The sequence below is a fragment of the uncultured Shewanella sp. genome (assembly GCF_947497935.1).
GTDB lineage: Bacteria > Pseudomonadota > Gammaproteobacteria > Enterobacterales > Shewanellaceae > Shewanella.
On record NZ_CANMIO010000002.1, the window covers coordinates 303,320 to 325,784 of the forward strand.

The 22,465-nt window shown below is 46.3% G+C and carries 21 protein-coding genes; 8 read left to right on the forward strand and 13 right to left on the reverse strand.

Features of this window, described 5'->3' with window-relative positions; all coding sequences use genetic code 11:
* Positions 1–48: 48 nt before the first annotated feature.
* Genes Q1A86_RS03505 through moaA form a run of 6 tightly spaced genes read left to right on the forward strand, consistent with a single transcriptional unit; the run spans position 49 to position 5,753 of the window.
* Positions 49–861, forward strand: coding sequence for a substrate-binding domain-containing protein (locus tag Q1A86_RS03505; protein ID WP_299802918.1), 813 nt, complete (start codon positions 49–51; stop codon positions 859–861).
* Positions 858–1,565 carry an ABC transporter permease gene (locus tag Q1A86_RS03510; RefSeq protein WP_299802920.1) on the forward strand — a complete coding sequence of 236 codons (708 nt, stop codon included), beginning with the start codon at positions 858–860 and terminating at the stop codon, positions 1,563–1,565. Before Q1A86_RS03505 ends, Q1A86_RS03510 begins: the two co-directional genes overlap by 4 nt.
* 3 nt (positions 1,566–1,568) lie before the next feature.
* Entirely contained in the window at positions 1,569–2,297 is a 729-nt protein-coding gene (locus Q1A86_RS03515; RefSeq protein WP_299802922.1) for an energy-coupling factor ABC transporter ATP-binding protein, read from the forward strand.
* Between the two features lie 38 nt (positions 2,298–2,335).
* Complete coding sequence (gene mobA, locus Q1A86_RS03520) at positions 2,336–2,938, forward strand: molybdenum cofactor guanylyltransferase MobA (RefSeq protein WP_299802924.1); 603 nt, start codon at positions 2,336–2,338, stop codon at positions 2,936–2,938.
* 8 nt (positions 2,939–2,946) lie between these two features.
* Positions 2,947–4,746: a bifunctional molybdopterin-guanine dinucleotide biosynthesis adaptor protein MobB/molybdopterin molybdotransferase MoeA gene (locus Q1A86_RS03525; protein WP_299802926.1), complete on the forward strand. Its 1,800-nt coding sequence runs from the start codon at positions 2,947–2,949 to the stop codon at positions 4,744–4,746.
* Between the two features lie 20 nt (positions 4,747–4,766).
* Positions 4,767–5,753 (forward strand): GTP 3',8-cyclase MoaA, encoded by a 987-nt coding sequence (moaA, locus tag Q1A86_RS03530; RefSeq protein ID WP_299802928.1) that lies wholly within the window; start codon positions 4,767–4,769, stop codon positions 5,751–5,753.
* 147 nt (positions 5,754–5,900) lie between these two features.
* Here moaA and Q1A86_RS03535 read toward each other — a convergent pair whose 3' ends face one another.
* The 3 genes from Q1A86_RS03535 to Q1A86_RS03545 form a co-directional block, all read right to left on the reverse strand.
* On the reverse strand, positions 5,901–6,320 hold the full coding sequence (locus Q1A86_RS03535) for a hypothetical protein (RefSeq protein ID WP_367277876.1): 420 nt from the start codon (positions 6,318–6,320) through the stop codon (positions 5,901–5,903).
* 1,114 nt (positions 6,321–7,434) lie between these two features.
* Positions 7,435–7,692 carry a hypothetical protein gene (locus Q1A86_RS03540; RefSeq protein WP_299802930.1) on the reverse strand — a complete coding sequence of 86 codons (258 nt, stop codon included), beginning with the start codon at positions 7,690–7,692 and terminating at the stop codon, positions 7,435–7,437.
* A gap of 782 nt (positions 7,693–8,474) precedes the next feature.
* Positions 8,475–10,496, reverse strand: a complete 2,022-nt coding sequence (locus Q1A86_RS03545) for a hypothetical protein (RefSeq protein WP_299802932.1) — start codon at positions 10,494–10,496, stop codon at positions 8,475–8,477.
* A gap of 888 nt (positions 10,497–11,384) precedes the next feature.
* On the opposite strand from Q1A86_RS03545, the gene Q1A86_RS03550 reads away from it, so the two are divergent.
* Both Q1A86_RS03550 and mutM read left to right on the forward strand, forming a co-directional pair.
* A complete protein-coding gene (locus Q1A86_RS03550) occupies positions 11,385–11,837 on the forward strand; it encodes a hypothetical protein (protein ID WP_299802934.1) in 453 nt (150 codons plus the stop codon).
* A 107-nt stretch (positions 11,838–11,944) separates the two neighbouring features.
* Complete coding sequence (mutM, locus tag Q1A86_RS03555; RefSeq protein ID WP_299802936.1) at positions 11,945–12,760, forward strand: bifunctional DNA-formamidopyrimidine glycosylase/DNA-(apurinic or apyrimidinic site) lyase; 816 nt, start codon at positions 11,945–11,947, stop codon at positions 12,758–12,760.
* Positions 12,761–13,010: 250 nt separating this feature from the next.
* On the opposite strand, the gene Q1A86_RS03560 is transcribed toward mutM, so the two are convergent.
* The 10 genes from Q1A86_RS03560 to Q1A86_RS03605 all read right to left on the reverse strand — a co-directional run bounded on the left by Q1A86_RS03560 (position 13,011) and on the right by Q1A86_RS03605 (position 22,374).
* On the reverse strand, positions 13,011–14,732 hold the full coding sequence (locus Q1A86_RS03560) for a glycosyltransferase family 39 protein (RefSeq protein ID WP_299803150.1): 1,722 nt from the start codon (positions 14,730–14,732) through the stop codon (positions 13,011–13,013).
* Positions 14,733–14,765: 33 nt separating this feature from the next.
* Complete coding sequence (locus Q1A86_RS03565) at positions 14,766–15,431, reverse strand: TVP38/TMEM64 family protein (protein ID WP_299802938.1); 666 nt, start codon at positions 15,429–15,431, stop codon at positions 14,766–14,768.
* Between the two features lie 2 nt (positions 15,432–15,433).
* Positions 15,434–16,165 (reverse strand): glycosyltransferase family 2 protein, encoded by a 732-nt coding sequence (locus tag Q1A86_RS03570; protein WP_299802940.1) that lies wholly within the window; start codon positions 16,163–16,165, stop codon positions 15,434–15,436.
* A gap of 333 nt (positions 16,166–16,498) precedes the next feature.
* Positions 16,499–17,998 carry a capsule assembly Wzi family protein gene (locus tag Q1A86_RS03575; RefSeq protein WP_299802942.1) on the reverse strand — a complete coding sequence of 500 codons (1,500 nt, stop codon included), beginning with the start codon at positions 17,996–17,998 and terminating at the stop codon, positions 16,499–16,501.
* 6 nt (positions 17,999–18,004) lie between these two features.
* Entirely contained in the window at positions 18,005–18,484 is a 480-nt protein-coding gene (coaD, locus tag Q1A86_RS03580; RefSeq protein WP_299802944.1) for a pantetheine-phosphate adenylyltransferase, read from the reverse strand.
* 255 nt (positions 18,485–18,739) lie between these two features.
* The gene (locus tag Q1A86_RS03585; protein ID WP_299802946.1) at positions 18,740–19,420 is read right to left on the reverse strand and encodes a TIGR01621 family pseudouridine synthase; all 681 of its coding nucleotides are present in this window, start codon (positions 19,418–19,420) and stop codon (positions 18,740–18,742) included.
* Between the two features lie 51 nt (positions 19,421–19,471).
* Complete coding sequence (locus tag Q1A86_RS03590) at positions 19,472–20,695, reverse strand: HAMP domain-containing sensor histidine kinase (protein ID WP_299803152.1); 1,224 nt, start codon at positions 20,693–20,695, stop codon at positions 19,472–19,474.
* An 82-nt stretch (positions 20,696–20,777) separates the two neighbouring features.
* Entirely contained in the window at positions 20,778–21,455 is a 678-nt protein-coding gene (locus Q1A86_RS03595) for a response regulator transcription factor (protein ID WP_299802948.1), read from the reverse strand.
* Positions 21,456–21,458: 3 nt separating this feature from the next.
* Positions 21,459–21,980, reverse strand: coding sequence for a hypothetical protein (locus Q1A86_RS03600; RefSeq protein ID WP_299802950.1), 522 nt, complete (start codon positions 21,978–21,980; stop codon positions 21,459–21,461).
* A gap of 43 nt (positions 21,981–22,023) precedes the next feature.
* The gene (locus Q1A86_RS03605) at positions 22,024–22,374 is read right to left on the reverse strand and encodes a NirD/YgiW/YdeI family stress tolerance protein (RefSeq protein ID WP_299802952.1); all 351 of its coding nucleotides are present in this window, start codon (positions 22,372–22,374) and stop codon (positions 22,024–22,026) included.
* Between the last annotated feature and the right edge of the window lie 91 nt (positions 22,375–22,465).

Consider the following 22,465-nt stretch of genomic DNA (forward strand, 5'->3'; position numbering starts at 1 on the left):
GCACTCAGGTATCGAGAGAGGCCTATTTTATTTTTCCAAGGAGTAAAAATGCTAAACCTTAAACGCGTTATTGGTCTTGCGGTTACCGCAGCGCTATTTGTTGGTATGCCAGCTCAAGCCAATGAAGTCATCAAGCTTGCGACAACAACCAGTACTGAGAACTCGGGTCTACTTAAGAACCTACTGCCAAAATTTGAAGCAGAAACAGGCTATCAGGTACAAGTTATCGCAACGGGCACAGGTAAGGCACTTAAACTTGCTCGCCAAGGTGATGTTGATGTTGTAATGACTCACGCTCCTGGTGCCGAAGCTAAGTTTGTTGAAGAAGGTTACGGCCGTCTACCACGTGGTATTATGGAAAACGATTTCGTGGTTCTTGGTCCAAAGAACGACCCAGCTAAAATTCGTTCAAGCAAAACAGCTGAAGAAGCTTTCGAAAAAATCGCTAAATCAGGCGTTCCTTTCATTTCTCGTGGTGACAACTCAGGCACCAACATGAAAGAACTACTTGTATGGAAAAATGCTAACATCACTCCAGATTTCGAAGGTTACACAGCCGTTGGTCAAGGTATGGGCAAAACCCTACTTATGGCTAGCGAATTAGAAGCTTATACGCTATCTGACCGTGGCACTTTTGTGGCTTATTCAGGTAAAATAGATCTAGCAGTAGATTTCGATGGTGGTGCAGCACTAGCTAACCCATACCAAATCATACTAATCAGTGAAACTAAGTACCCAACACTTAATCACAAGGGTGCTCAAGCATTGAGCGACTGGCTGATCGGCGCTGAAGCGCAAGGCATGATCAACAATTATAAAGTTCAGGGTGAACAATTGTTCAAGGCAACATATAGCGAATGAATGAAGGCTGGTTAGCCCTTATACAGCAGGCATTAGGCCTGCTGTTTTCATTGGACCCTGAAGTGTGGTCCATTATTTCCGTATCTTTTTCAGTATCATTTGCGGCGCTAGCGATCACGCTCCTGCCTTCGATGGTATTGGGTTTTCTGCTAGCCTTTGCTCGCTTTCCCGGCCGCTGGTTAGTCACCAACCTTATCCAAACTCTTCAGTCCATTCCTACCGTAGTAATCGGCCTATTGGTCTATCTATTGCTAACTCGAATGGGGCCTCTTGGGGATTTGAAATGGCTGTTCACTCAAAAAGGCATGATCCTCGGGCAGATGTTAATCTGCGCCCCCGTGCTTGTTGCCATGAGCCAAGCCGCCTTTACTAGTGTCGATCGACGAGCATGGGAAACCTCCCGCACCTTAGGCGCCCCCGCACTTAGCGCGATATGGGCAGTCTGCAGAGAGCTTAAAGTTCCACTATTATTAGCTATTATCGCCGCATTTAGCCGTATTTTGACTGAGATTGGTTGCTCAATGATGGTCGGCGGCAATATTGCGGGTGTGACACGCAACATTCCCACCGCGATTGCACTGGAAACCAGTAAAGGTGATTTCGCACAGGCGATTGCACTCGGACTTGTACTGCTGGTCCTAGCACTCATTTTAAACTTTGCACTTGGTACGTTAAGAGGCAAAGCTGAGCCGAGGAGTCATTAAAAAATGGCGACTGCAAAGATCATTGCGCAAAATCTTGAGATGTGTTTCGAAGACAAGCATCTGTTTAGCTCTGAAAAGTTGGTTTTTGAACAAAACCGCGTGATTCACCTGCAAGGTGATAACGGCTGCGGCAAAACCACATTAATGAAGTTACTGGCAGGTTTTATCCAGCCAACATCTGGAACGATTCAAGCCCAAGGCTTCTCTATTGCCCCCTGGTGGCGCAGCAACTCAATTACAGGCAAGGCTATCTATCTGCATCAGCACCCTTATCTTTTTGAAGGCAGTGTGATGTATAACCTCACCTATCCATTACAGTTTTTGGACCGAGATCAACAGCTGCTTAAAGCCCGTACCGAGCAGGCAATAGATATGGCACAGCTACGCCACTTGCTCACTCAGGCTGCCTCGAGTTTATCCGGTGGTGAGAAACAACGCTTAGCTATCGCCAGAGCCTGGATTATCCAACCGAAACTGTTAATGCTTGATGAACCGACGTCCAATATGGATAAGCATTCACAACATCTGGTATTACAGATGATTGCCGACCTTAAGCAGCAAGGCACTGGCATGCTAATTAGTAGCCACCAGACTTGTATGCTGACTAAAGTGTGCGATCATGCTTGGTTAGTTTGCGATAAGACGATTACAAGCAGTAGTATTAGTGCCAATCAGGATATTGCAGACTCTCCCGCTGACATTTTATCGACATTAAATGTATCGGTTGGATAACTTCATTTGTAAGTTTTAGAAAAAATAGGGTAACAGTGATGACAGCACAAGTGGATGCGGTAATCCTTGCTGGCGGAATGGCCAGACGCATGGGTGGTAACGACAAAGGTTTAGTCGAGCTAAAGAATCAGCCAATGATTAAACATGCTATTGATCGGATAAAACCTCAAGTTAAGGAGATCCTGATCAACGCAAACCGTAACCAAAACCGTTATTCTGAGTTCGGTTTTAAGGTGATCAGCGACCAAGATAGCGGCTACTTAGGCCCATTAGCTGGCATGATCACCGCAATGAGCGAGACAGATGCAGAATATTTATTGGTCGTTCCTTGCGATTGCCCACTGTTACCAACAGATTTAGTCGCTAGAATGCTAGCGAAATTAACGGCTGAAGATGCTGAACTAGCGGTAGCTAGCGATGGCAAACGCGAGCAACCGGTAATTATGTTGCTCAAGCCGAGTTTACGCGCATCCATGAAAGCCTTTTTAGATGCAGGCGAGCGCAAAATCGACTTTTGGTATGCCAAGCATCACTATGTCGTCGCAGAGTTTGCAGATCAGCCTAATGCGTTTGTAAACGTAAACACACCAGAACAAAAACAGCAGCTTGGCGAAGCCATAGCGAACGAAAAAAATCACTAGAGGTGTAAATGAGCATACCTTTTACTAATCCGTTACCTATTCCAGTACTCGGATTCTGTGCTTATAGCGGTACAGGCAAGACCACATTATTAAAGCAATTAATCCCAGAGCTTAATCGCCGAGGTGTGCGACTCGCAGTCATTAAGCATGCTCATCATAATTTCGACGTCGACATTCCTGGCAAAGACAGTTACGAAATGCGTAAAGCCGGTGCCAAACAGATGTTAGTCGCCTCTCATGTACGCTGGGCATTAATGACCGAAGACGCCAAAGATGGTGATCCTGAGCTACCGCACCTGCTGAAACAGATTGAAGCCGACAAGATCGATATCGTCCTCGTTGAAGGTTTTAAAAAGCTCGAACTTCCTAAGATAGAACTGCACCGCGCCGCACACGGCAAGCCTTTCATCCATACCCATGATGACAATATCCAAGCGATTGCCTGCTGTGATGACACAGAGCTACCAAGCGAGCTACACCGTCTAGATATCAATAATATCGAGCAAATTGCCGATTACGTAGGTGAGTACATTGCCGCGTGGAAGCCATGCCCAATCGACTTGCCTATGGCACCAACCTGCGGCTGCGAACTCGATAACAGCAGCACGCTTTCAGTGCGCCAAGGTATCGATAAGATCTTATCTTATGTAAAACCAATCACCACGACAGAAGCTGTCGAGTTAGATGAACTTGAGAACCGCGTATTAGCTAGCGACGCCATCTCGCCAGTTGATGTACCGCAGCACACCAACTCAGCGATGGACGGTTACGCGTTCAAACTAAGTGACACTGCAAACGCATCATACAAGATGGTTGGCGAAGTCATGGCTGGTCACGCCTATAACGGCACTATTCAGGCGGGCGAAGCCGTACGCATCATGACAGGCGCACCAGTGCCTGCAGGTGCCGATACCGTACAGCTACGCGAGCTTGCCAACGAGCAAGACGGCGTGGTTCGCTTCGAAGGCGAAATGAGCCTAGGCCAACATATCCGTCAAGCGGGTGAAGATATCGCTCAGGGCGCGACAGCCCTCGCAGCTCACAGCCGTTTACATGCCGCAGAGCAAGGTTTACTGGCCTCATTAGGCTTCGGTGAGTTACCGGTATTTAAACGTCCAAAAGTTGCCGTATTCTCAACAGGTGATGAAGTTTGCCAGCCGGGCGAACCACTAAAGGCCAACTGCATTTTCGACTCTAACCGCTATACCATCAAATCGATGGCGAAGAAGTTAGGTTGTGAAGTCATTGATTTAGGCATCATTCAAGATTCAGAAGCGGCACTGGCGCAAGCCTTAAAAGATGGCGCAGCCAAGGCAGATATCGTGATCAGCTCAGGCGGCGTATCGGTCGGCGACGCCGATTACATCAAGACGGTACTCGAACAAGTCGGACAGATTAACTTCTGGCGTATCAATATGCGTCCGGGTCGTCCGTTAGCCTTCGGTCAAATCGATGACAGCTTATTCTTCGGCTTACCGGGTAATCCGGTTGCCGTAATGGTGTCATTCTTACAGTTTGTACAACCAGCGATTCGTAAGCTTGCTGGCGAGCAAAACTGGGCACCAACAATGGTGCCAGCAATAACAGATAAACCGCTACGTAGCCGTACAGGCCGTACCGAGTTTACCCGCGGTATCTATCACTTAGCTGCCGACGGTAAGTTACACGTAACCACAACAGGTGCTCAGGGCTCAGGGATGCTTAGCTCTATGGTAAAAGGAAACTGTCTCATCGTAATTGGCGAGAAAGATGATCAGTTAAATCCAGGTGACACAGTTTACATTCAACCTTTTGCCGACCTCCTTTAAGGGGTCATGTAGGTAGTAGTATGAGCTTAATCGTTGACACTTTTGGTCGCACGGTAGAATACCTGCGACTATCAGTCACTGACCGCTGTGATTTTCGCTGTGTGTATTGCATGAGCGAAGATCCCTGCTTTTTAAGTAAAGAACACGTCCTTAGCCTCGAAGAACTGGCTTGGGTTGCCCAAGCCTTCACCGAACTCGGTGTAAAGAAAATCCGCCTTACCGGTGGTGAACCTTTAGTGCGTACCGACTGCGATCAGTTAGTCAAACTACTGGGCAAGCTACCAGGGCTTAAAGAGCTATCGATGACCACCAATGGCTCGCGCTTAACCCGTTTTGCGCAAGAGATGCATGACTCAGGTTTAAACCGACTCAACATCAGTTTAGATACCTTAAAGCCCGATCTATTTACCAGCTTAACTCGTAACGGCAAAGTCGACCGAGTTATCGCCGGAATCGACGCCGCCATAGCCGCAGGCTTTAAGAAAATTAAGGTCAACGCAGTGATTTTGCGGGGCCAAAACGATGATGAAGTATTAGATCTCATTGAATTTTGCCGTGAGCGCGACTTAGATATCGCCTTCATCGAAGAGATGCCACTGGGCATTATCGATGAGCGCAAGCGCAGCCGCCACTGCAGCAGTAAAGAAATTCAAGACATCATCAGCGAGCGTTATGAGCTTATCCCGTCAAACCGCCGCACAGGTGGCCCTGCACGTTACTTCACCATGCCCGGCAGCGACATTCATGTTGGTTTTATCTCGCCACACAGCAACAACTTCTGCCACGAATGCAACCGCGTACGCGTAACCGTAGAAGGCAAGTTGCTACTCTGCCTAGGTAATGAAAACTCAGTGGACTTAAAAGCCATCGTGCGCGAGTACCCCGGTGACATAGAAAGGCTAAAAACAGCGATTCTAGACGGCATTAAGCACAAGCCTAAAGAGCACCATTTTGACCCAAATGGGGAAACGCAGATCCTCCGCTTTATGAACGCAACCGGTGGTTAACTGTTGCTTGAACAGTTGTTTGTCGCTTGGTTTGCTACGGTGGTTTCTGTAGCCACAGTGTTTGACTGTTAGCATGTGCTATATACACAAAACCCGACGTCACTGTCGGGTTTTGTTTTTTGAACTAAACGAAGAACTTTAAGCTTCCTACTTGTTAGCAACCAACTCATTCCGATAGTGCTCAATTTCCAAACATTTCGAGCAGGCATCACTAGGTCTGTAATAAACCTTTTTGCTAGAGACTGTTGCTCGAGGGCTTTCTATTACACTATCACCCAAGCCTTTATGGTGAACTACCTTTAAGTTAGGTTTACAGCAACGAAGGATACCTTCCAATAGTTCTCTAGTTGATTCAGGAACTCTAGGACCCAAAATTAATTTAGTAACTGAAATAGGGACGTATACATCTGAAACGATACAGCGATATTCTTTTTCATATTTCCAGCTTTTATCTTTATATTTAAGGATTTGAATGGCTTTTTCGCTTGTTAACTCCAACACCTCTGGCTTCTTACTATAAGAAACCTTTACAGCTTCAATATTTTTAGCCAGTTCAAATTCAATCACACACCCGCGACCTCCATCTGCATAATGAGCCTACATAAGCGTATTTGAGTCATCTGGGGTAAAACAGCATATACGCAGCTCATTCAGAATTCCTTTCCAACGAGCCTCCAAATTATTAGGAATAACTCCTTCAAACTTTATAACGCCTTCCATCGGATCATTAAGCTCATGGTACCTGCTTGCATACAGTCTTTCTCGAAGCAATATATCTAAGAGATACTCGAAATTATTAAAAGATTTATACTTATAGAACATGCGACTTCTCGTTAAAGACTTCTTTAAGGAATGTAATTTTATATGAAAATCGTTTCGCCCAAATAAAGTGGCAATTTGCTTATTTTCAAGATTATTCGGATATCTGAAATACGCAAAATAAATATAAACTATTGTTTTAAATATTTATATTAAATAATCCATGAAATTTCATTCAAATTAAAGTGTATTTTAAAAAGCAATGAAAGCAGCTTAGCTATCAAGATTGCTACCTCTCATACACTAACTTCTCGCTGACAACGCCTTATGCAATCAATTGCCTGCGGCAGGCGTATGTGCAGACACTTCCGTGACACGCTGCAAGTCCATCCATGGAGGCTCGACCATGACATCCATGTCATGGATGGTCACGGCCGCATCTACACCGAGTTTGAAAAGCACAACCTTTGAGACTCCGCGCACTACTAAAAAAAGAAAGGACAAAACCAACAACTCAAAGGTTACAGAAAACGCCAACTCCCCATCGGGGTTGCCGAAATACGCAGATGACTCTTTATCTAAAGTAATGCCGTGGAGCCATCATGGATGATGGTTCAGGCTCGGGGGGACATGGCCGTTCTCTGGCATCCATGCCTTCACGGCATTTGTGAATCCATTCACATCAGATGACCCATCTGAGCCGTTAGGCGATTTTTATTGGAGTATGAGGTTCAACAACTTCGTTAGGGCGGCTCGGACTCTTTATGAAAGAAATGGCCAAGAGGGGGAAGCTGTTGTCCCCCTTTTGCCCGAGTGTGAGCTGGAAGCTCACGACCTTTATCAAGCGCAGCTTGATTGCTTAACTTGTTAGACGTAGTCTAACTTAAAACTCAGGCGCAGCCTGATAGGCCAAAAAAAACCGTTACTCAAACATCTGATGACTCTTGATCAGAGTACACGATGGGTCATCTTCGCGCTTATTGATATTAACCAACTGATAAGCCGCTTTAATCTCTTTACCAATCTGCTGGTTTACTGACTCAACACCACTAACCTCAACAGCCTTCAAGTAAGCCTGCATCAATTCTCGATCATTCTGAATGATCAAAAAAATCTCGTTAGATAACTTCTTATTTAGCTTCTGCACAGCCAATTGAGCAATTTCTTTAGGTAACATCATTATTCTCTTCAATTATCAGCTAGGCCGCTGATTTCATGATTATTAAGCGACTGTATCAGTCGAATCCTTTAACTTATCAGTTAGCTAAAAACTGAATCAAAACCATCAGTGGTTTCAATGGCCTGCGGCCAGCGTATGTGCAGATACTTCTTAGGCACGCTGCAGCTCTTTAATAAGAGAAAGGGTCCCTGTGAGCTCTACGGTTTCATCCCTGAAACCGAAGGCTTCAGCCGTGTCTACACGGGGTTAGAAAAGCATAATCATTTCACCTGTTGAGTTCTCAATAAAAAACGACAGACTAATGTTCCAAGTGAACTTACAGAAAACACCAGTTTCCCCATCGGAGTTGCCGAGGTCATTGAAGAACTCTTGTAAACATTAGGCGCGTGAGCGAGGCATGGATGCCGAGATAGCCTTAGGTGAGCCATGGTCTTTCTCGTGCATCCATGCACTTCAAGACATTCAGGCTTCCTTCCTATCAGAGGCGAATATGAGGCGATAGCGATTTTCGAAAATGACTGAGGATCAACAACTTCGTCTGGGGCGCTGAGGGTTTCTTCTTTTGAAATCAAGAGCGGGGACAAGCGCTTTCCCCCTTGGCTCGACTCTTAACAACAGAAAGGGGCGAAGCGCCACGACTTTAGTTGTTAGACATTGTCTAACTTAAAGCCCAAGCGCAGCTTGAAAACACAATAAAAAAGGGCGCTATAAGCGCCCTTTATGGTATCAATAGAAATGACTAATAAATCTTAATTGAGATAGTAGTCACTAAAGCATCGACACTACGGAGTGATAATGACTGTCACTCTAGCAACAACAGTTTCAACACCGCTAGGCGTGGTTACCTTTACAACCAACTCCCCAGTAGCAGCCTCGGTTCCACCTTTCACCGCGACACCATAGTTTTGACCACCTTCAGCGTTAGTGTTAGGCCAACTAAAACTACTTTGCCCCAATACTTCACCAACCGTAGAGGTGAAGCTGACTTCAGATCCGAAAGGCATCTGCTGCGCTCTTTGGTCAGTAATATTCAGAGAAACTTGTCCAATACCTGTATTAACAAGCTCCAACACCTGATCGCCATTATTATTTTCGCTATCAATTACCACAATATTGGACGCAATGGCATGACTACCAGACATCACAATCACAACACTATCTCTGATAGTAATAGACTTACTATGATTAACACCATCGGCACAGGCATCATGTGCAGGGTAGCTACATAGAACGCCGTTATAGTGTTCGTCTCGCTGAATTGGTAAATCATCGATTAACTCTTCAAACTCATCTTTATCGTATATGCGATTCTCATTGTAATCGTTGAAGGCTCCGTCCATATCATAAAGCGGGCCATCAACACCAACCGACAAAAATAACTCAACCTCTTCTTCGTCGAAACGACCATTACCGTTGGAATCTGGGAATGACTCTTCTCCCAATGCATAAGCCGTGATGGTTGAGCGGCCATCTTCAGGCCATGGGTTTTGGCTTCGCCATATTACTGAGCACTTTCCATCCAAAGTAAAGCAGGAGTCATCGATGGCGCCGCCCTCGGTGGTGAAGTACACGGCAGTACCATCGGGAGCGAAATTATTAAAGGCATCGGCAAGGAAAACGCTGACTGGCACTTCAACACCTGCAATATCATAAGCCTCTGGGTTCAAAGTTTTAACGGCTAGTGTGAAGCTGTCTTGATCCGGGATCCCCGTAGAGATAATCAGCTTGCTAGACTGAGTAATAAGCAGTGGTTCACTACCATCGACGGTTGCGAACACCCGAACTGTTGTAGCAACTGTTCCAGAATTCACAACCGTCTGCACCATACCGCTGTTATCGGTAATTCCCTGTTCATCACTGAGATAAGCCCCCCCCATTTCGGTATTAAGGTTAAAGCTAACCGATTTATTGGTGACCGGATTACCGCTAGTATCGAAGACTTGAAACTTAACGACTGACGTCTCTGTGCCACCAGTTGTTTTAATGGAAATTAAAGAAGGCTCTGCGGATACAAAGCTAATACTGCCTTCTTTGGCTTCGAGTACATTAATTGTCGCCGAAGCTATTAAATCCAAACCCGCCACCGTTGCTTTAACACTAATAGGATCTGCACCTGCGCAGCCTTTAGCAATATAGGTACTCGTGGCGACACCACCAACCAACAGCACGGGTGAGTCTAATTGAGCTAACGGTGTAGAGAGCTGGGCACAGGCCGATGTGAAATAAACATCTACAGGTTCCTGAAAGGGCTCTCCCTGTTCATCGACAATCATCACCGACACACTTGCGGTGCCTCCCGCCGATAGCGAAGTTGTACTGACCTCTGCGACACCGGACTGCAATGGATCACCACTGCCCATCTCTAAGTTGGTAGCACCAATGACGATAATAGCCGTGTCTTGCTCACCCGAGACCAGGCTTGCAGTTACCGTTCCGGCTCCTAGATCACTGCCGGCGTAGATAACGACGCTGGCATTGCCCTCATCATCGGTAACCGCCGTTGTAATAGGCAGTTCGCCCAGCGTACTCGCAAAGGTGACGATAGTCGGCTCAGTGATACCACTAACATTAGCAACTAGCTTTCCAGGATTAACCGAAGAGATAGATGAGATATCATTCCCCTCGGCATCGGTAACACTTAAAGAGACCTCATAAATAACAGCTGCTGTCGGTGCAGCATTATCATTGATTAATTCGCAGGGAACATTGTTAGGACATACGGGACCATCCCCATCATCCCCGCCGCAAGCTGTTAATATGAAACTTAAAAAGACAAGAGCAAATATTCTATTGAAGGACACCATATCTATCTCCATATAAAACCTAGGTGTATAAAAATAAAGCACTCAATAGGTATAGGTGAATATCCGCAATTTTTCACATTTTATTTTGCTAAACAGTAGAGTATCAGGCTCTTGATACTGAGCGCTTAAGCTCGGATTCTGCGTATCATCAAAACCACAGCTGGAGAACAGTTACTTGAACAGTTCTCCTCCTAGAAATAGGCGTTGTTGGAGGTTTGTTTTGGCCTAGGTGGTGAACCTTTGCTTCATCAATACGTAGGCAGCTGTTGATGTATCGTCCAACATCTGCGGTTCCAATGGCCTGCGGCCAGCGCATGTGCAGATACTGCTGAAGCACGCTGCAAGCACATCCCTGTGAGCTCTACGGTTTCATCCCTGAAACCAAAGGCTTCAGCCGTATCTACACCGAGTTAGAAAAGACGACCTTTCAGACTCAGCGTTAGACCTATAAAAAGAAAAAAGAAAAAACAAAGACACAGCAAAACCAATTTCAACTCAAAAGCCACAGAAAGCACCAGTTCCCCCATCGGAGTTGCCGAAGTCATTGAAGAACTCTTGTAAACATTAGGCGCGTGAGCGAGGCATGGATGCCGAGGTAGCCTTAGGTGAGCCTGGGATGGCGAATATGAGGCGATAACGATTTTCGAAAATGACTGAGGATAAACAACTTCGTCGGGGCGGCAGGGGTGATCCAAGAGGGGATTGCTGTTGATCCCCTCTTGGCCGAGTGTGAGCTGGAAGCTCACGACCTTTATCAAGCGCAGCTTGATTGATCCAATGGTTAGACGAAGTCTAACTTAAAGCCCAAGCGGCAGCTTGAAACCAAGCATTTGTGGTTCCCCCAACTTGCAGATACACTTATAAAATAACCAACCACCCACACAAACCATGGCACTATCCCGCAAGAAGTGGAATACCATCATCATCCTAGCATCAGTCTTGATGATCTCAGTCTTGACCGTAATCGAGAGAAATAGCCAACAAACACCCATGCAGACTCAGGCGCTATTCGATAACGCCGCACCGTTATCTCAACTGCAATTTGGTGAACACTGGTTACAGAAGCGTCAGTCTGGCTGGCAATGTAGCAGTAGAGTGCTTAATTGCTTAGAGTGGGCCAATGCTTGGGAACAAGTACATATATCGGCGCTAAGCGACAAACCTGAAACCGTGGGTGAGCCGATAGAGCTAGTGATCCAAGTGGATGATCTCATCGATGCCCAGTTGTGGATTTTGTTTAGCGAGCAAGGCTTACTAAAGTCGCCAGCTGGAAATTGGTATCAGATCCCACCGAGTTTACGTGAGGCTCTAAGTCCCATTCTTCGTGCACAGCTAAACTAACTTTCATTCTTACCCGCAGAACGAATAGAACCGTGATCGGGATAGCTGCAATGATGAAAAATAATAAGAAAACGATAAGAAAGTAATAACAACAAGAGAGAGAATACATGCCGGAACTCCCCGAAGTTGAAGTCACTCGCCAAGGCGTTTCCCCTTATCTAATTGATAATGAAGTAACCGATTTAATTATACGCAATCCATCGCTAAGGTGGCCTGTACCTGAGATAGCGAAACAGATCGTCGGCCAGACGATCCGCAATGTGCGTCGCCGTGCGAAGTACTTGTTAATTGATACCGATGCAGGTACTACCATAGTGCACCTTGGCATGTCAGGTAGTTTGCGCATACTGCCAGCCTCTACGCCAGCAGAAAAGCATGACCATATAGATTTGGTACTTACCAGTGGCAAAGCGCTGCGCTTTAACGACCCAAGACGTTTCGGAGCCTGGCTATGGTGCGAACTGCCAGAACAAGCACACCCATTATTATCGAAGTTGGGCCCTGAACCGCTCACTGACGCCTTTAACGCCCCTTACCTATTAGAGAGTTTAGCCAATAAGAAAAAGGCGATAAAACTATGTCTGATGGATAATCATATCGTGGTGGGTGTCGGCAATATTTACGCCAACGAAGCACTGTTTGCCGCAGGCATTCATCCACAAGCCGAAGCTGGTAAAGTCGATGCCGAACGTATCGAGATTTTGGTTAGTGAAGTAAAACAGATTTTGGCGGGCGCCATTAAGCAGGGCGGCACCACCTTGAAAGACTTTACCAATGCCGACGGCAAGCCGGGTTACTTTGCCCAGAAGCTACATGTCTATGGCCGAGGCGGCGAAACCTGTAGCCATTGTGGCCATCTACTCAGTGAAATCAAACTCGGCCAGCGTGCGACGGTGTTCTGTAGCTTGTGCCAAAAGCTTTAAAACAAGGTACGAGAGCGTTCGCAAGCTCACTTCTAGGACCTAGGTTCTAGGACGCTGCGCTTCGAGAGCGGGCTACGCCCTACTAGGAACAGCAAAAGCAACAGGCGCCACCTTTGGGCTTGCTTAGCTTTCCCTGCTTTTATCGTCTTAACTTTTCCCATCTTTTCCGTAAGCGCAGCGTTCCGTCAGTGACGCAGTCACGTTCCCTCGGCCACAGGCCGTCCGTCTTTGCTTTTCCTAGAACCTAAAATCACTCCATCCACCGCCCTGGTGTTGGCGTGAAATATTGATAGCGCTTGCTTGGCTCGGCGCAGGTTGGCAGCAAATTATCTTTGGTCAGCAGCACCCAGTTATCGCGGTGCGCCACGCCCATGCTTTTTGCATCGCTGAAATCAAAACAGCTCAGCTTTTGATGATCGCCGACTAAGATAAAACGCTTATCACCTTCCTGCATCCACTGCCAGGCATTACGCTCTTGCTGCTCAAGGGTTGCGAGGTAACTAAAGTGGGTAATATCAACTGGTGAGAACAAGATAAACTGCTCTTTGAATTTGACTAAACCTAACTGACCATCGGGGCCTATCGCCTTGGCGGCATTCGCCATCAAGGCCTGCGGCGTGCGCATCGGCTCTAAGATACTGTAACCCCAAGTACTCATCACTATCCAAGTCATGGCTAGGCTAACGCCCATTCTGACCATAGCTTGTGAGTGCCGCAGTAACAATAAGACGGCAAACCAGATAACACCCACCGTCAGTAAAAGGTAGCCTATATGAGTAAGATCCTGCGCATAATCGGCCATCGCCTTAACGATAGTGGGATGATGAATAACGGCCAACACACCAGCTGTGGTAAATATCAGCCCTAGCAAGCATAGCAAACCTGTAAGACCCCACTCAAACCAACGCTTTGTGTCGGCACCAGTAATCATCGCCGAGAGCGCTAATGCCAGCATAGGTAGCGCAGGTAAGATATACACGCCGCGCTTGCCTGGGCTGATACTGAAGAAAACCAGAACTAACACGACCCAAATCAGCAGTATGGCAATCGTTGGCTCGGCTTTTACCTTGGCGACGACTCGCTGCCAATAGGCAACAATAAGCAAGGGTAATGGGAACCACATAATAGGTACCACACTCACCAAGAAATAATACCAAGGCTTGATATGATGCCAAGCATTGACGTAACGCTCGCCAGTTTGCTTAAACAAAATATTGTTTTGGTATTGGATCAGCTCTGGTGTGCCTTGGCTTTGTACAATTAGCACCATAGGCACCAACCAACAGGCAATGACAGCTAACATCGCCAGCGGTCCTGCGAGGCAGCACCACTTAAGGCGGCCTTTAAACAGATCTTTTTGAATAAGGGCGTAGCCGATGATAGGTATAAGCATCAACAGAGGGAGGAAGCCAACCCCCTTGGTGATCACCCCAAGCCCCATAAAAGCCCAGCCCGCAAAATACCAACGCCAATGGGGGCCCGTCATAAAGTGACGCAATAAGCCGTAACAACCTAAGGTGATCCAACACATCACCATTGCATCGATCTGGGCGTTTTTACTCTGAATCAAGTACTGTGGCGCCAACATCAACAGTAGCGCGGCGTTGCGACCCACACGCACATTCCATAATCTGGAGCCTAGGTCATAGACTAAAAAAAGCGTTAGTAAGCCAGCCAAGGCATTAGGTAGCAAGAAGGCGACTTTTAAGCTGCCGGTGAAACCATAAAATAGCGCAATAGCCCACATAAATACTGGCGGTTTATCTGGGTAAAATTCACCACCACGCTGAGGGAAAAACCACTGTCCAGAGTCCACCATCTCTCTGGCTACTTCGGCAAAACGGGGCTCATCTGCTGGCCAAGGCGAACGCCAGCCAATCCCAGCGAGCAGAATCACGGCAGCAAATAGCAGTAACACGCTTAAGACCTGATAATAGTCGTCGCTATTGAACCTTTGCTGCAGTGATTTCAAAATCATCTTGATTAAACCTTAATATAAAGCTGACTATTCATCGCTAACAATCTCAGCCACCTGCTTACGCAGACGTGTTTTATACAGATAGCCACCGATTAGCGATGCAAAGATAAACAACACTATGCTGATCAATAGGTTGTTTGAATCAGATAAACCAATCCCCGCACCGGCGAAGCTAAAAATAAGCATTTGAGGGATATAGCCTATGCCACTTCCCGCAAAAAATTTCCACGCACTCACATGAGTGGAGCCAGCTAAAAGGTTGGTTAAGGCGTTACTGCCAATAGGAAGAAGACGGATCATCAGTACCTTCAAAAAAGTACGATGAATTATCAGCCTCTCAAAACGAAACAATTTATCTTCAAACCGCTTCTTAAGGGTGCTTCTGAAGGTCAGTCGAGCAAAATAGAAGGTGATCATACAACCGAGCAAGGCGGAGAGTGTCGCCAGTAGCGCCCCATAGACACCGCCTAAGGCAAAGCCGAACACTAAGGCCATAAACTGCCTAGGACCACCTACGCTAGTGTAAGCAGCTCCCATCGAAAATAAGACGATAAGCCCTTTTGTGCCATTTTCCGCGACATAATTAGCAACCCAATTACTATCGGTAAAGGTTGCAAATGCTCCCTGCTTGGCAGCAAACATTAATAATGAGAGCACCACAACAACTGCAAAAATTTTGCCTAAACGCTTCATGATTAGTGATTACCAGTGGTCTCGGTTTTAACGATATTAGGTAAGCGCGTTCTACGGTTTAGCCACATCACACCAGCAATATCAACAATCCCCACCCAAACTCGATTCCATGCTGTGTACTTAGACTCCCCTTCCATGCGATCTCTATGGTTAACCACAGAAACTTTAACTTCGCCACCCTGTCGACGGATCAATGCAGGAATATAGCGGTGCATATGATCGAAATACGGCAGTCTCAAGAAGCTCGTCTTAGGGAAGATCTTTAAACCACAACCGGTATCGGGTACCCCATCACCGAGTAAGCCATCACGGATTTTATTGGCGACGCGAGATTGAAAACGCTTCCAGGCGGTGTCTTTACGGTTTTTTCGGTAACCCGCAATACAAAAATCTTTATGGGTCATGGTTGGGATCAGATCTAACATGGCAGGAATATCGGCAGGATCATTTTGACCATCGGCGTCTAGCGTTGCGATGATGTCGCCAGTGGCATTCTGTACCCCTGTATATAGCGCGGTGCTTTGCCCTGCGCTTTTCTCATGCCGAATCGCCTTAGTTGCACAGCCGAGTCGCTCGCCTGTGCGCAGTAGCTCACCAAAGGTATCATCACTACTGCCGTCATCCACAACAATCACTTCAAAGGGCGTCTTGTCTTTCAAAGCTTGGTGGATTTCTCCAACTAGCGGACCAATATTTGCCTGTTCGTCTTTTGCGGGGATAACGACTGAAATCAAAATATTTCTCCAATTCGGATGAATACTAAAAATAAGTACACCAAGCTTTACATGCTATGTTGGCTTATTCATCACCAACAAACTTGGTTACCTTTAGTAATTATCGGGAAAGTAAGCTTTCCTCTATTAAATACCTTTAAACACAAAGTAGCTTAATAAGTTGCTGGAATTTTTATCAAAGGTAAAGGGCTAACTGGCATATAAGCCTAACCCAGTTATATGTAATTTTTATTAGCGTCTCTGTGAGACTACAAGCCTACGCTATAGTTCGTATTTCACGGGGATTAATACAAAAAAGCCAACGTTTAGTGCGTTGGCTTTTTTGCTAGTAAGTTAGAACTTATATTCGTAAGTTCCGAACACACTGGCATTGGTTTCAGACTCTTGCACCTCAAACTCTGATTGAGACACGCTGCCACCAACACTCATCATTCCCTTCCAGATAGGTAGACGATAACTGAGCTCCAGCATCAGTAAGTCCTCTTGAAGAGGCTGTGGCGCCCAGCCATGACTAGGGCTTTTACCATCTTTATTCAGTTGAGCGTAACGCAGCAGCGAGGTAAAACCTTTGCTGTTAGCATACTGACCAATCAAACCTAACACATAAACATTGGCGTCACTGTCGTAAGTGCTGCCCAATGCTCGGCCATAATAACGTGAGCCACTTCTATAGGTTGAATGCTCATAGAAACAGTTAAAGGCGTTTTGATCTTCACCACAGGCTACCATGGTATCTGTGTATTCTAGGAACACCTTATATTGCTGACCATCTAAGTTAAAACGTGTATCGGCACCAAATAGTTTTCCACAATCGACGATATCCCAAGGTGCAGAGCTCTTAGCATCTTCACAGGTTCTCTCGTAGTACACGCCAAATGGCACATTGTACCAAGTATCGCTAAAGCGGATATCATAGCCTGCCATCTGGTTACCGTAGTTAGAGCAACCAAACTCTTCTACATTGTCGGCGCGGCAATCTCGCTGACCCGTCATTGATTTAAATGCACTTTCCCAAGTACATTCTTGACCATCACCACAAAATTGCGTGGTCCAAGACAAGCCTAGCTCTAACTGTCTAAATGGACGGATTGAACCTCTAAAGTTCCATAACAGTGTATGCGGAGCATAGCGCTCCTCTTCAAAACGGCTAATGCCTGCAGTAAATGTCCATGGCCCTAGCCAAGAGAGCCAAGGTGTTTCAAAAGCTTCGGCATTATTACGACTCAGCATGAGTGACGGCATTGGTCTGGCGTTATTCGACTTATGCAGCGATGAATCGAACCCAGGCCCCCACCACTGTTCGACGGCACCAAAGGTAAACATCCAGTTACCTAGCGCCATTGCAAGGTAGGAGTCGTCGAAACGAAACTCTTCATCATCTTCAGGATCGTAATTGGCTGAGGCAGAGACCTTATAGGCAAATCGCTCGCCTAAATATTCGTAGGATGTGCTGGCCTCACCTTGCTCACGATAATCCGAACCAAAGTGTTGAAAACGCGCAGGATCACTCGCGGCAGCCAACTTAACGCTGATATTGCCACGGTTATCCACGGCATTACGGTAATAGTAATTAACTCGTGAAAAAGCCTCGACTAATCCTGGTGTTAACGTCGAAGGCTCCACTTTTGCCAAATCGCCACCAATTCCCGACCACATCAGAGGGTAGGTATTCACTGGGACGGTAATGACGCCAGCATCAGCAAGCGCCTGAATGTCGGCTCTCAAATAGATATCAGAGGTATCGACCCAAGGGGCCGCAATACTGGCTCCTGAGAAGATTAAGGCGAAAACAGATAAGAGCCTTGCAGCATGACACTGGATAAACTTAAGCATGGACAACTATTTAGCCTTTTGTGTTAATGCATTAGCGACTTCAGCATGGACAAACTGACTCACGTCACCGCCATGAAGTGCCACCTCTTTGACTAAGCTCGAGGAGATAAATGAATTCTCTTCCGCTGGCGTTAAAAATACGCTTTCAAGATCTGGGCTCAGACGACGATTCATGTTGGCTAGCTGAAATTCATATTCGAAATCAGATACCGCACGCAGGCCTCTGACCAAAACGCTGGCGTTTTGCTCTTTAGCAAAATCAACAAGTAGGCCACTAAAGCCAACCACTTCGACATTATCGAGATGCGCAGTAACGGTTTGAAGTAACTCGACTCGCTCTGCAAGGGTAAATCTTGGCTGCTTTGAGGGATTGGCAGCAATACCGATAATCACGTGCTCAAATAAATTAGCCGCACGCTCAATTAGATCGGCATGACCATTGGTAACAGGGTCAAATGTTCCTGGATATATGGCTCGCTTATGCACGTTTAAATCTACCCTTAATAATGTAACTCAGCAGTCTGAACTACCATAAAATTCATAGCCCTAGAATATGGACTTTTTAGGGGCACTATCCTACTCGTTATCGGCGCTTTTGTGAATGTAAAAGCTTATATAATCAGCATTTGCTACCTAAGAATTACATTGTAGATACATTCGCAAAGCTTAGATAAAACCCCTTATACCAATCAGTATAAACATTTGCCCCCTGAGTCGAGCAACGTCTTATAATAATTGCTATTAAGCTTTCTTAAGCTTTGGCCATGCTAAGTCGTGAGGTTGCTGCCACTCTTGCAGTTGCAGGTTAACAGCAGAGCCAGTAAAAACACTACCTTCTTGAGGAGCCACAGTATAATTATAATCTTGGTCTAGATAGTTAAAATGCAAGCTATAGGCATGTAGATAGCCTCTATCGGCACTCTCTCCGCCGTACAAGGTATCACCTAAGATGGGTACACCTATGCTGGCTAATGCCACTCTCAGTTGATGAGTCTTGCCGCTATGAGGCTTAAGTAGGTACAAACGCTCTCCCTCAGCGATAGAGCGGGAGAAAAACTGAGTAATAGCGGGGTTGTCTGTACTGCGAAGTAATTTATGCATGCTGCGACGTGATTTGGCCATATCCCCAATCACCCAGCCCTGCTTCTTCTTTGGTTTGCCCTTTGCCAGCGCTAGATAATATTTTTGCACTAAATGGGCCGAAAACATACGAGTAAACTCGGCCGCCGCGGTGCTCGACTTGGCTAAGATAATCAACCCCGAGGTCAGGGTATCGAGTCGATGTACTGCGTAAAGCTTGATGCCAAGATCAGCTTCGGCTTGAGCAACCACCCCAGCAGTGCCATCTTGGCTATGAAAGTGAACTTCTGCCGATTTATTAATAACAATAAAATCGCGCTCATCGGCAATGACTTGGTACATATAGGGCGTTCTCAAAGATTAGCAATCGGGCGCTAAGGCCTCGATTGCAGGCTAAAAAGTGATAGTCACTTTTAAGCCGGGCTGATTATCGGTTAACGCTATTTTAGCATTATGGCGCGATAGAATCGCCTTCACCATAGATAAACCTAGACCTGTGCCTTTGTGATGACGGCTAGGATCTAAACGCACTAAACGCTCAAAGACTTTGTCACGGGAGCCCTCGGGGATCCCTGGGCCATTGTCTTGAATCGAAATCACATTGCGGTTCTGAGAAATACTGATTGTCGCGCCTTCACCAGAATACTTAATGGCGTTATCAACCAAGTTAAACAAGGCTTGAAACAACAAGTATTTATCGCCACTTACTTGAAACTCTTCACCCGTTGTCAGCTTCAACGACTGGCCATTAAACTCGGCCATCGCGTCGGCCATCTCAAACAAGTCTTGGCTAATCGCAATTAAGCTAACATCTTGCAGCTCTAGAGTTTGTTGCCCCTCTTCGATACGTGTCAGCGACAGCATGGCATCGAAGGTTGCTAAACAATGATCTAGCTCTTCAGTAAGGATGGCACAGCTTTCCTCAAGCTCCTCTTTAGGCTTACTCGGTAGCTGCTCTAAGCCGATTCGAAGGTGAGACAATGGGGTGCGTAGATCATGAGCGATGTTATCGGTTACACCACGCACCGCCGCGAGATTTTTCTCTAGCGCATCGAGAACACCATTAAATTGGCGAGCCAACATGTCAAACTCATCTTGGCGCCAGCCTACGGGTAAACGTGTCGAATACTGCCCCCGCTCAATCTTCTTACTTAGGCGGTTATATTGCACTAGGCGGCGTAAAATGGCTTTAGAAAATAGGTAGCCCAGCGCTAAGGTCAACACAACCGTCAGCATCAGTGCGGTAATCGCTGCATTGGTAAACTTATCGATAAGGGCGCCCAACTGGTCGACTCGAGTCGCGATCAGCATGGGACCATAGCGAGTCATCACCATGCCGCCGGTTAAGATATGCAGTTTTTCTGGGCCACCGGTAAACACGGGAAACTCTCGCTTCTCCGGTAGCATAGGCATATCGTCAGGGATCATGCTCAAAGAGCCGATATAATCGGAGGAGTCACGCCAAACAATCAGGGTAACTTTTGGGTCGGCACCGCGCACCTGAGTCGCAAAACTGCGCCTATCCAGGGTCAATGCCATCTGTTGATAGCGAGTTTTTTCGGCGTCGAGATGCAAGTCAAGCTGATACTCTTGTTCATTGATCAGCTGGCGATACATCCCCAGTAACAGTGTGCCAATAATGACAGTTACTAGAGCCGAGAATATGATGGTAATGCGCCAGGCACTACTCTGATAGGGCTTAATGCCCTTGGCGTAACCGATAGCCAGCACCTCGAACAGTTTCGATTAACTCACCGTGGCCTAACTCTTCAAACTTACGTCTTAGTTTGGCGATATGCACGTCGATGACATTGGTACGAGGATCGAAATGATAATCCCACACGGCTTCAAAAAGCAGAGTGCGACTAATGACCTGATTAACATGTTCCATCAGGTATTTGAGTAACTGAAACTCTTTTGGCTGCAGCAAGATCTCTTGACCATCGAGAGTCACTTTACGTGTTAGCAACTCTATGGTTAACGGGCCCACATTAAGGTCGGTAACCGTCGGCTGTGATTCACCACGCTGCATCAACTTCTCGGCGCGAACCAGTAGCTCAGAGAAGGCAAAAGGCTTAGTCATATAGTCATCACCACCCGCACGCAGACCTTTGACTCGCTCGTCGACATGACTCAGCGCAGATAAGATCAATACCGGGGTTTGACTGCCAGTAGCGCGTAGCGCCGCTAATAACTTTAGGCCATCGAGCTGCGGCAACATGCGATCTAAAATGATTAAATCGTACTTCATACTCGTCGCGAGCAACAAACCTTGGTGGCCGTCAGTCGCTGTTTCTATATTGTGCCCTTGCTCAACAAATCCCTTTACGACATATTCGATGGTAGTCGCGTCATCTTCAACCATGAGTATTTTCATGTTTTAGTCCCATTTGAGCAGTGGTAATAATTGTTTGTTTTCAATGTCGAAGGCCAACTGGCGTTTACCATCAACATCAAGGATCTCTAATTCTATATAACTGATCCCTAGATCGTTGTCGACTTCAGCTTTCACTATGTAGCCGCTACTTTTCTCATTTACTAGGGTCAACATTTCCGATAGCGAGTGACCATTTTGTAGCAGCATCAGTACGCCTGAAAGCTCATCTTTGTCGTCACTCTTTAGACGAGAGACTTCACGCTCTTTCAAGCTGCCGTCTATCGCTCGATATTCATATTCTGTGATGGTTTTAGCCTGTGGATCGATCATCTTGAATTCGTAAATCAACTCGCCATTTTCGATTTCCGCTTCAAATTCAGAGATCACGCCCTCATGTTGCTGCTCCAGCTGTTGCATCATCTCTGTTGGCGTAGGGTAATTCCCTGTAGACAACAATGAATACAAGCCTTGGCCAGCAAACGAGCTACCAGATACTAATAACAAACCAATTAGCCAGCGAGCCATGGCTCCTCCGAAAATAAAACGCTAAACCACTTTTTTTAAAGGATTATTCAGAAACCAGACGCAAGCTGTCAATTTCTATTTCAATTCCTTGCCACTCATCGTCCACTTCACCGACAAGTTTTACCTTAGTGTCGCTCGATACCTCAATATCACGCCAAAGCGCATTATCGATCTCGACTTCAACATCGCCACTATCGTCACGGAAAAGGTACTTTTCATCACCTAAGCTTTGAACTAAATAGCCTGTCAATTCAACAGGAGTATCATCTTTCGCTTTAGCCGCATCTGACGCAGTCTTAACCTGAGTCGATGGCCCTGGACCGTTGTAAGCCGCAAAGGCTGGAAGGGTTAATACCGCAGATAATACGATTAAACCTGTTAATTTCTTAGACATAAAATAGCGCTCCTCTCAAATATAGGAACTCAGTTTATGACATTGTGTATAACATCTAGATGGAGCAAAGATTAAACTTTGATCATACGCC

Coding starts and splice junctions, on each gene's coding strand:
- Q1A86_RS03540 (WP_299802930.1), bottom strand. CDS start 7,692: ATGATGTTACCTAAAGAAATTGCTCAATTGGCTGTGCAGAAGCTAAAT.
- Q1A86_RS03510 (WP_299802920.1), top strand. CDS start 858: ATGAATGAAGGCTGGTTAGCCCTTATACAGCAGGCATTAGGCCTGCTG.
- Q1A86_RS03565 (WP_299802938.1), bottom strand. CDS start 15,431: ATGAAGCGTTTAGGCAAAATTTTTGCAGTTGTTGTGGTGCTCTCATTA.
- moaA (WP_299802928.1), top strand. CDS start 4,767: ATGAGCTTAATCGTTGACACTTTTGGTCGCACGGTAGAATACCTGCGA.
- Q1A86_RS03545 (WP_299802932.1), bottom strand. CDS start 10,496: ATGGTGTCCTTCAATAGAATATTTGCTCTTGTCTTTTTAAGTTTCATA.
- Q1A86_RS03505 (WP_299802918.1), top strand. CDS start 49: ATGCTAAACCTTAAACGCGTTATTGGTCTTGCGGTTACCGCAGCGCTA.
- Q1A86_RS03600 (WP_299802950.1), bottom strand. CDS start 21,980: ATGGCTCGCTGGCTAATTGGTTTGTTATTAGTATCTGGTAGCTCGTTT.
- Q1A86_RS03585 (WP_299802946.1), bottom strand. CDS start 19,420: ATGTACCAAGTCATTGCCGATGAGCGCGATTTTATTGTTATTAATAAA.
- Q1A86_RS03525 (WP_299802926.1), top strand. CDS start 2,947: ATGAGCATACCTTTTACTAATCCGTTACCTATTCCAGTACTCGGATTC.
- mobA (WP_299802924.1), top strand. CDS start 2,336: ATGACAGCACAAGTGGATGCGGTAATCCTTGCTGGCGGAATGGCCAGA.
- Q1A86_RS03590 (WP_299803152.1), bottom strand. CDS start 20,695: ATGTATCGCCAGCTGATCAATGAACAAGAGTATCAGCTTGACTTGCAT.
- Q1A86_RS03605 (WP_299802952.1), bottom strand. CDS start 22,374: ATGTCTAAGAAATTAACAGGTTTAATCGTATTATCTGCGGTATTAACC.
- Q1A86_RS03575 (WP_299802942.1), bottom strand. CDS start 17,998: ATGCTTAAGTTTATCCAGTGTCATGCTGCAAGGCTCTTATCTGTTTTC.
- mutM (WP_299802936.1), top strand. CDS start 11,945: ATGCCGGAACTCCCCGAAGTTGAAGTCACTCGCCAAGGCGTTTCCCCT.
- Q1A86_RS03595 (WP_299802948.1), bottom strand. CDS start 21,455: ATGAAAATACTCATGGTTGAAGATGACGCGACTACCATCGAATATGTC.
- Q1A86_RS03515 (WP_299802922.1), top strand. CDS start 1,569: ATGGCGACTGCAAAGATCATTGCGCAAAATCTTGAGATGTGTTTCGAA.
- Q1A86_RS03550 (WP_299802934.1), top strand. CDS start 11,385: ATGGCACTATCCCGCAAGAAGTGGAATACCATCATCATCCTAGCATCA.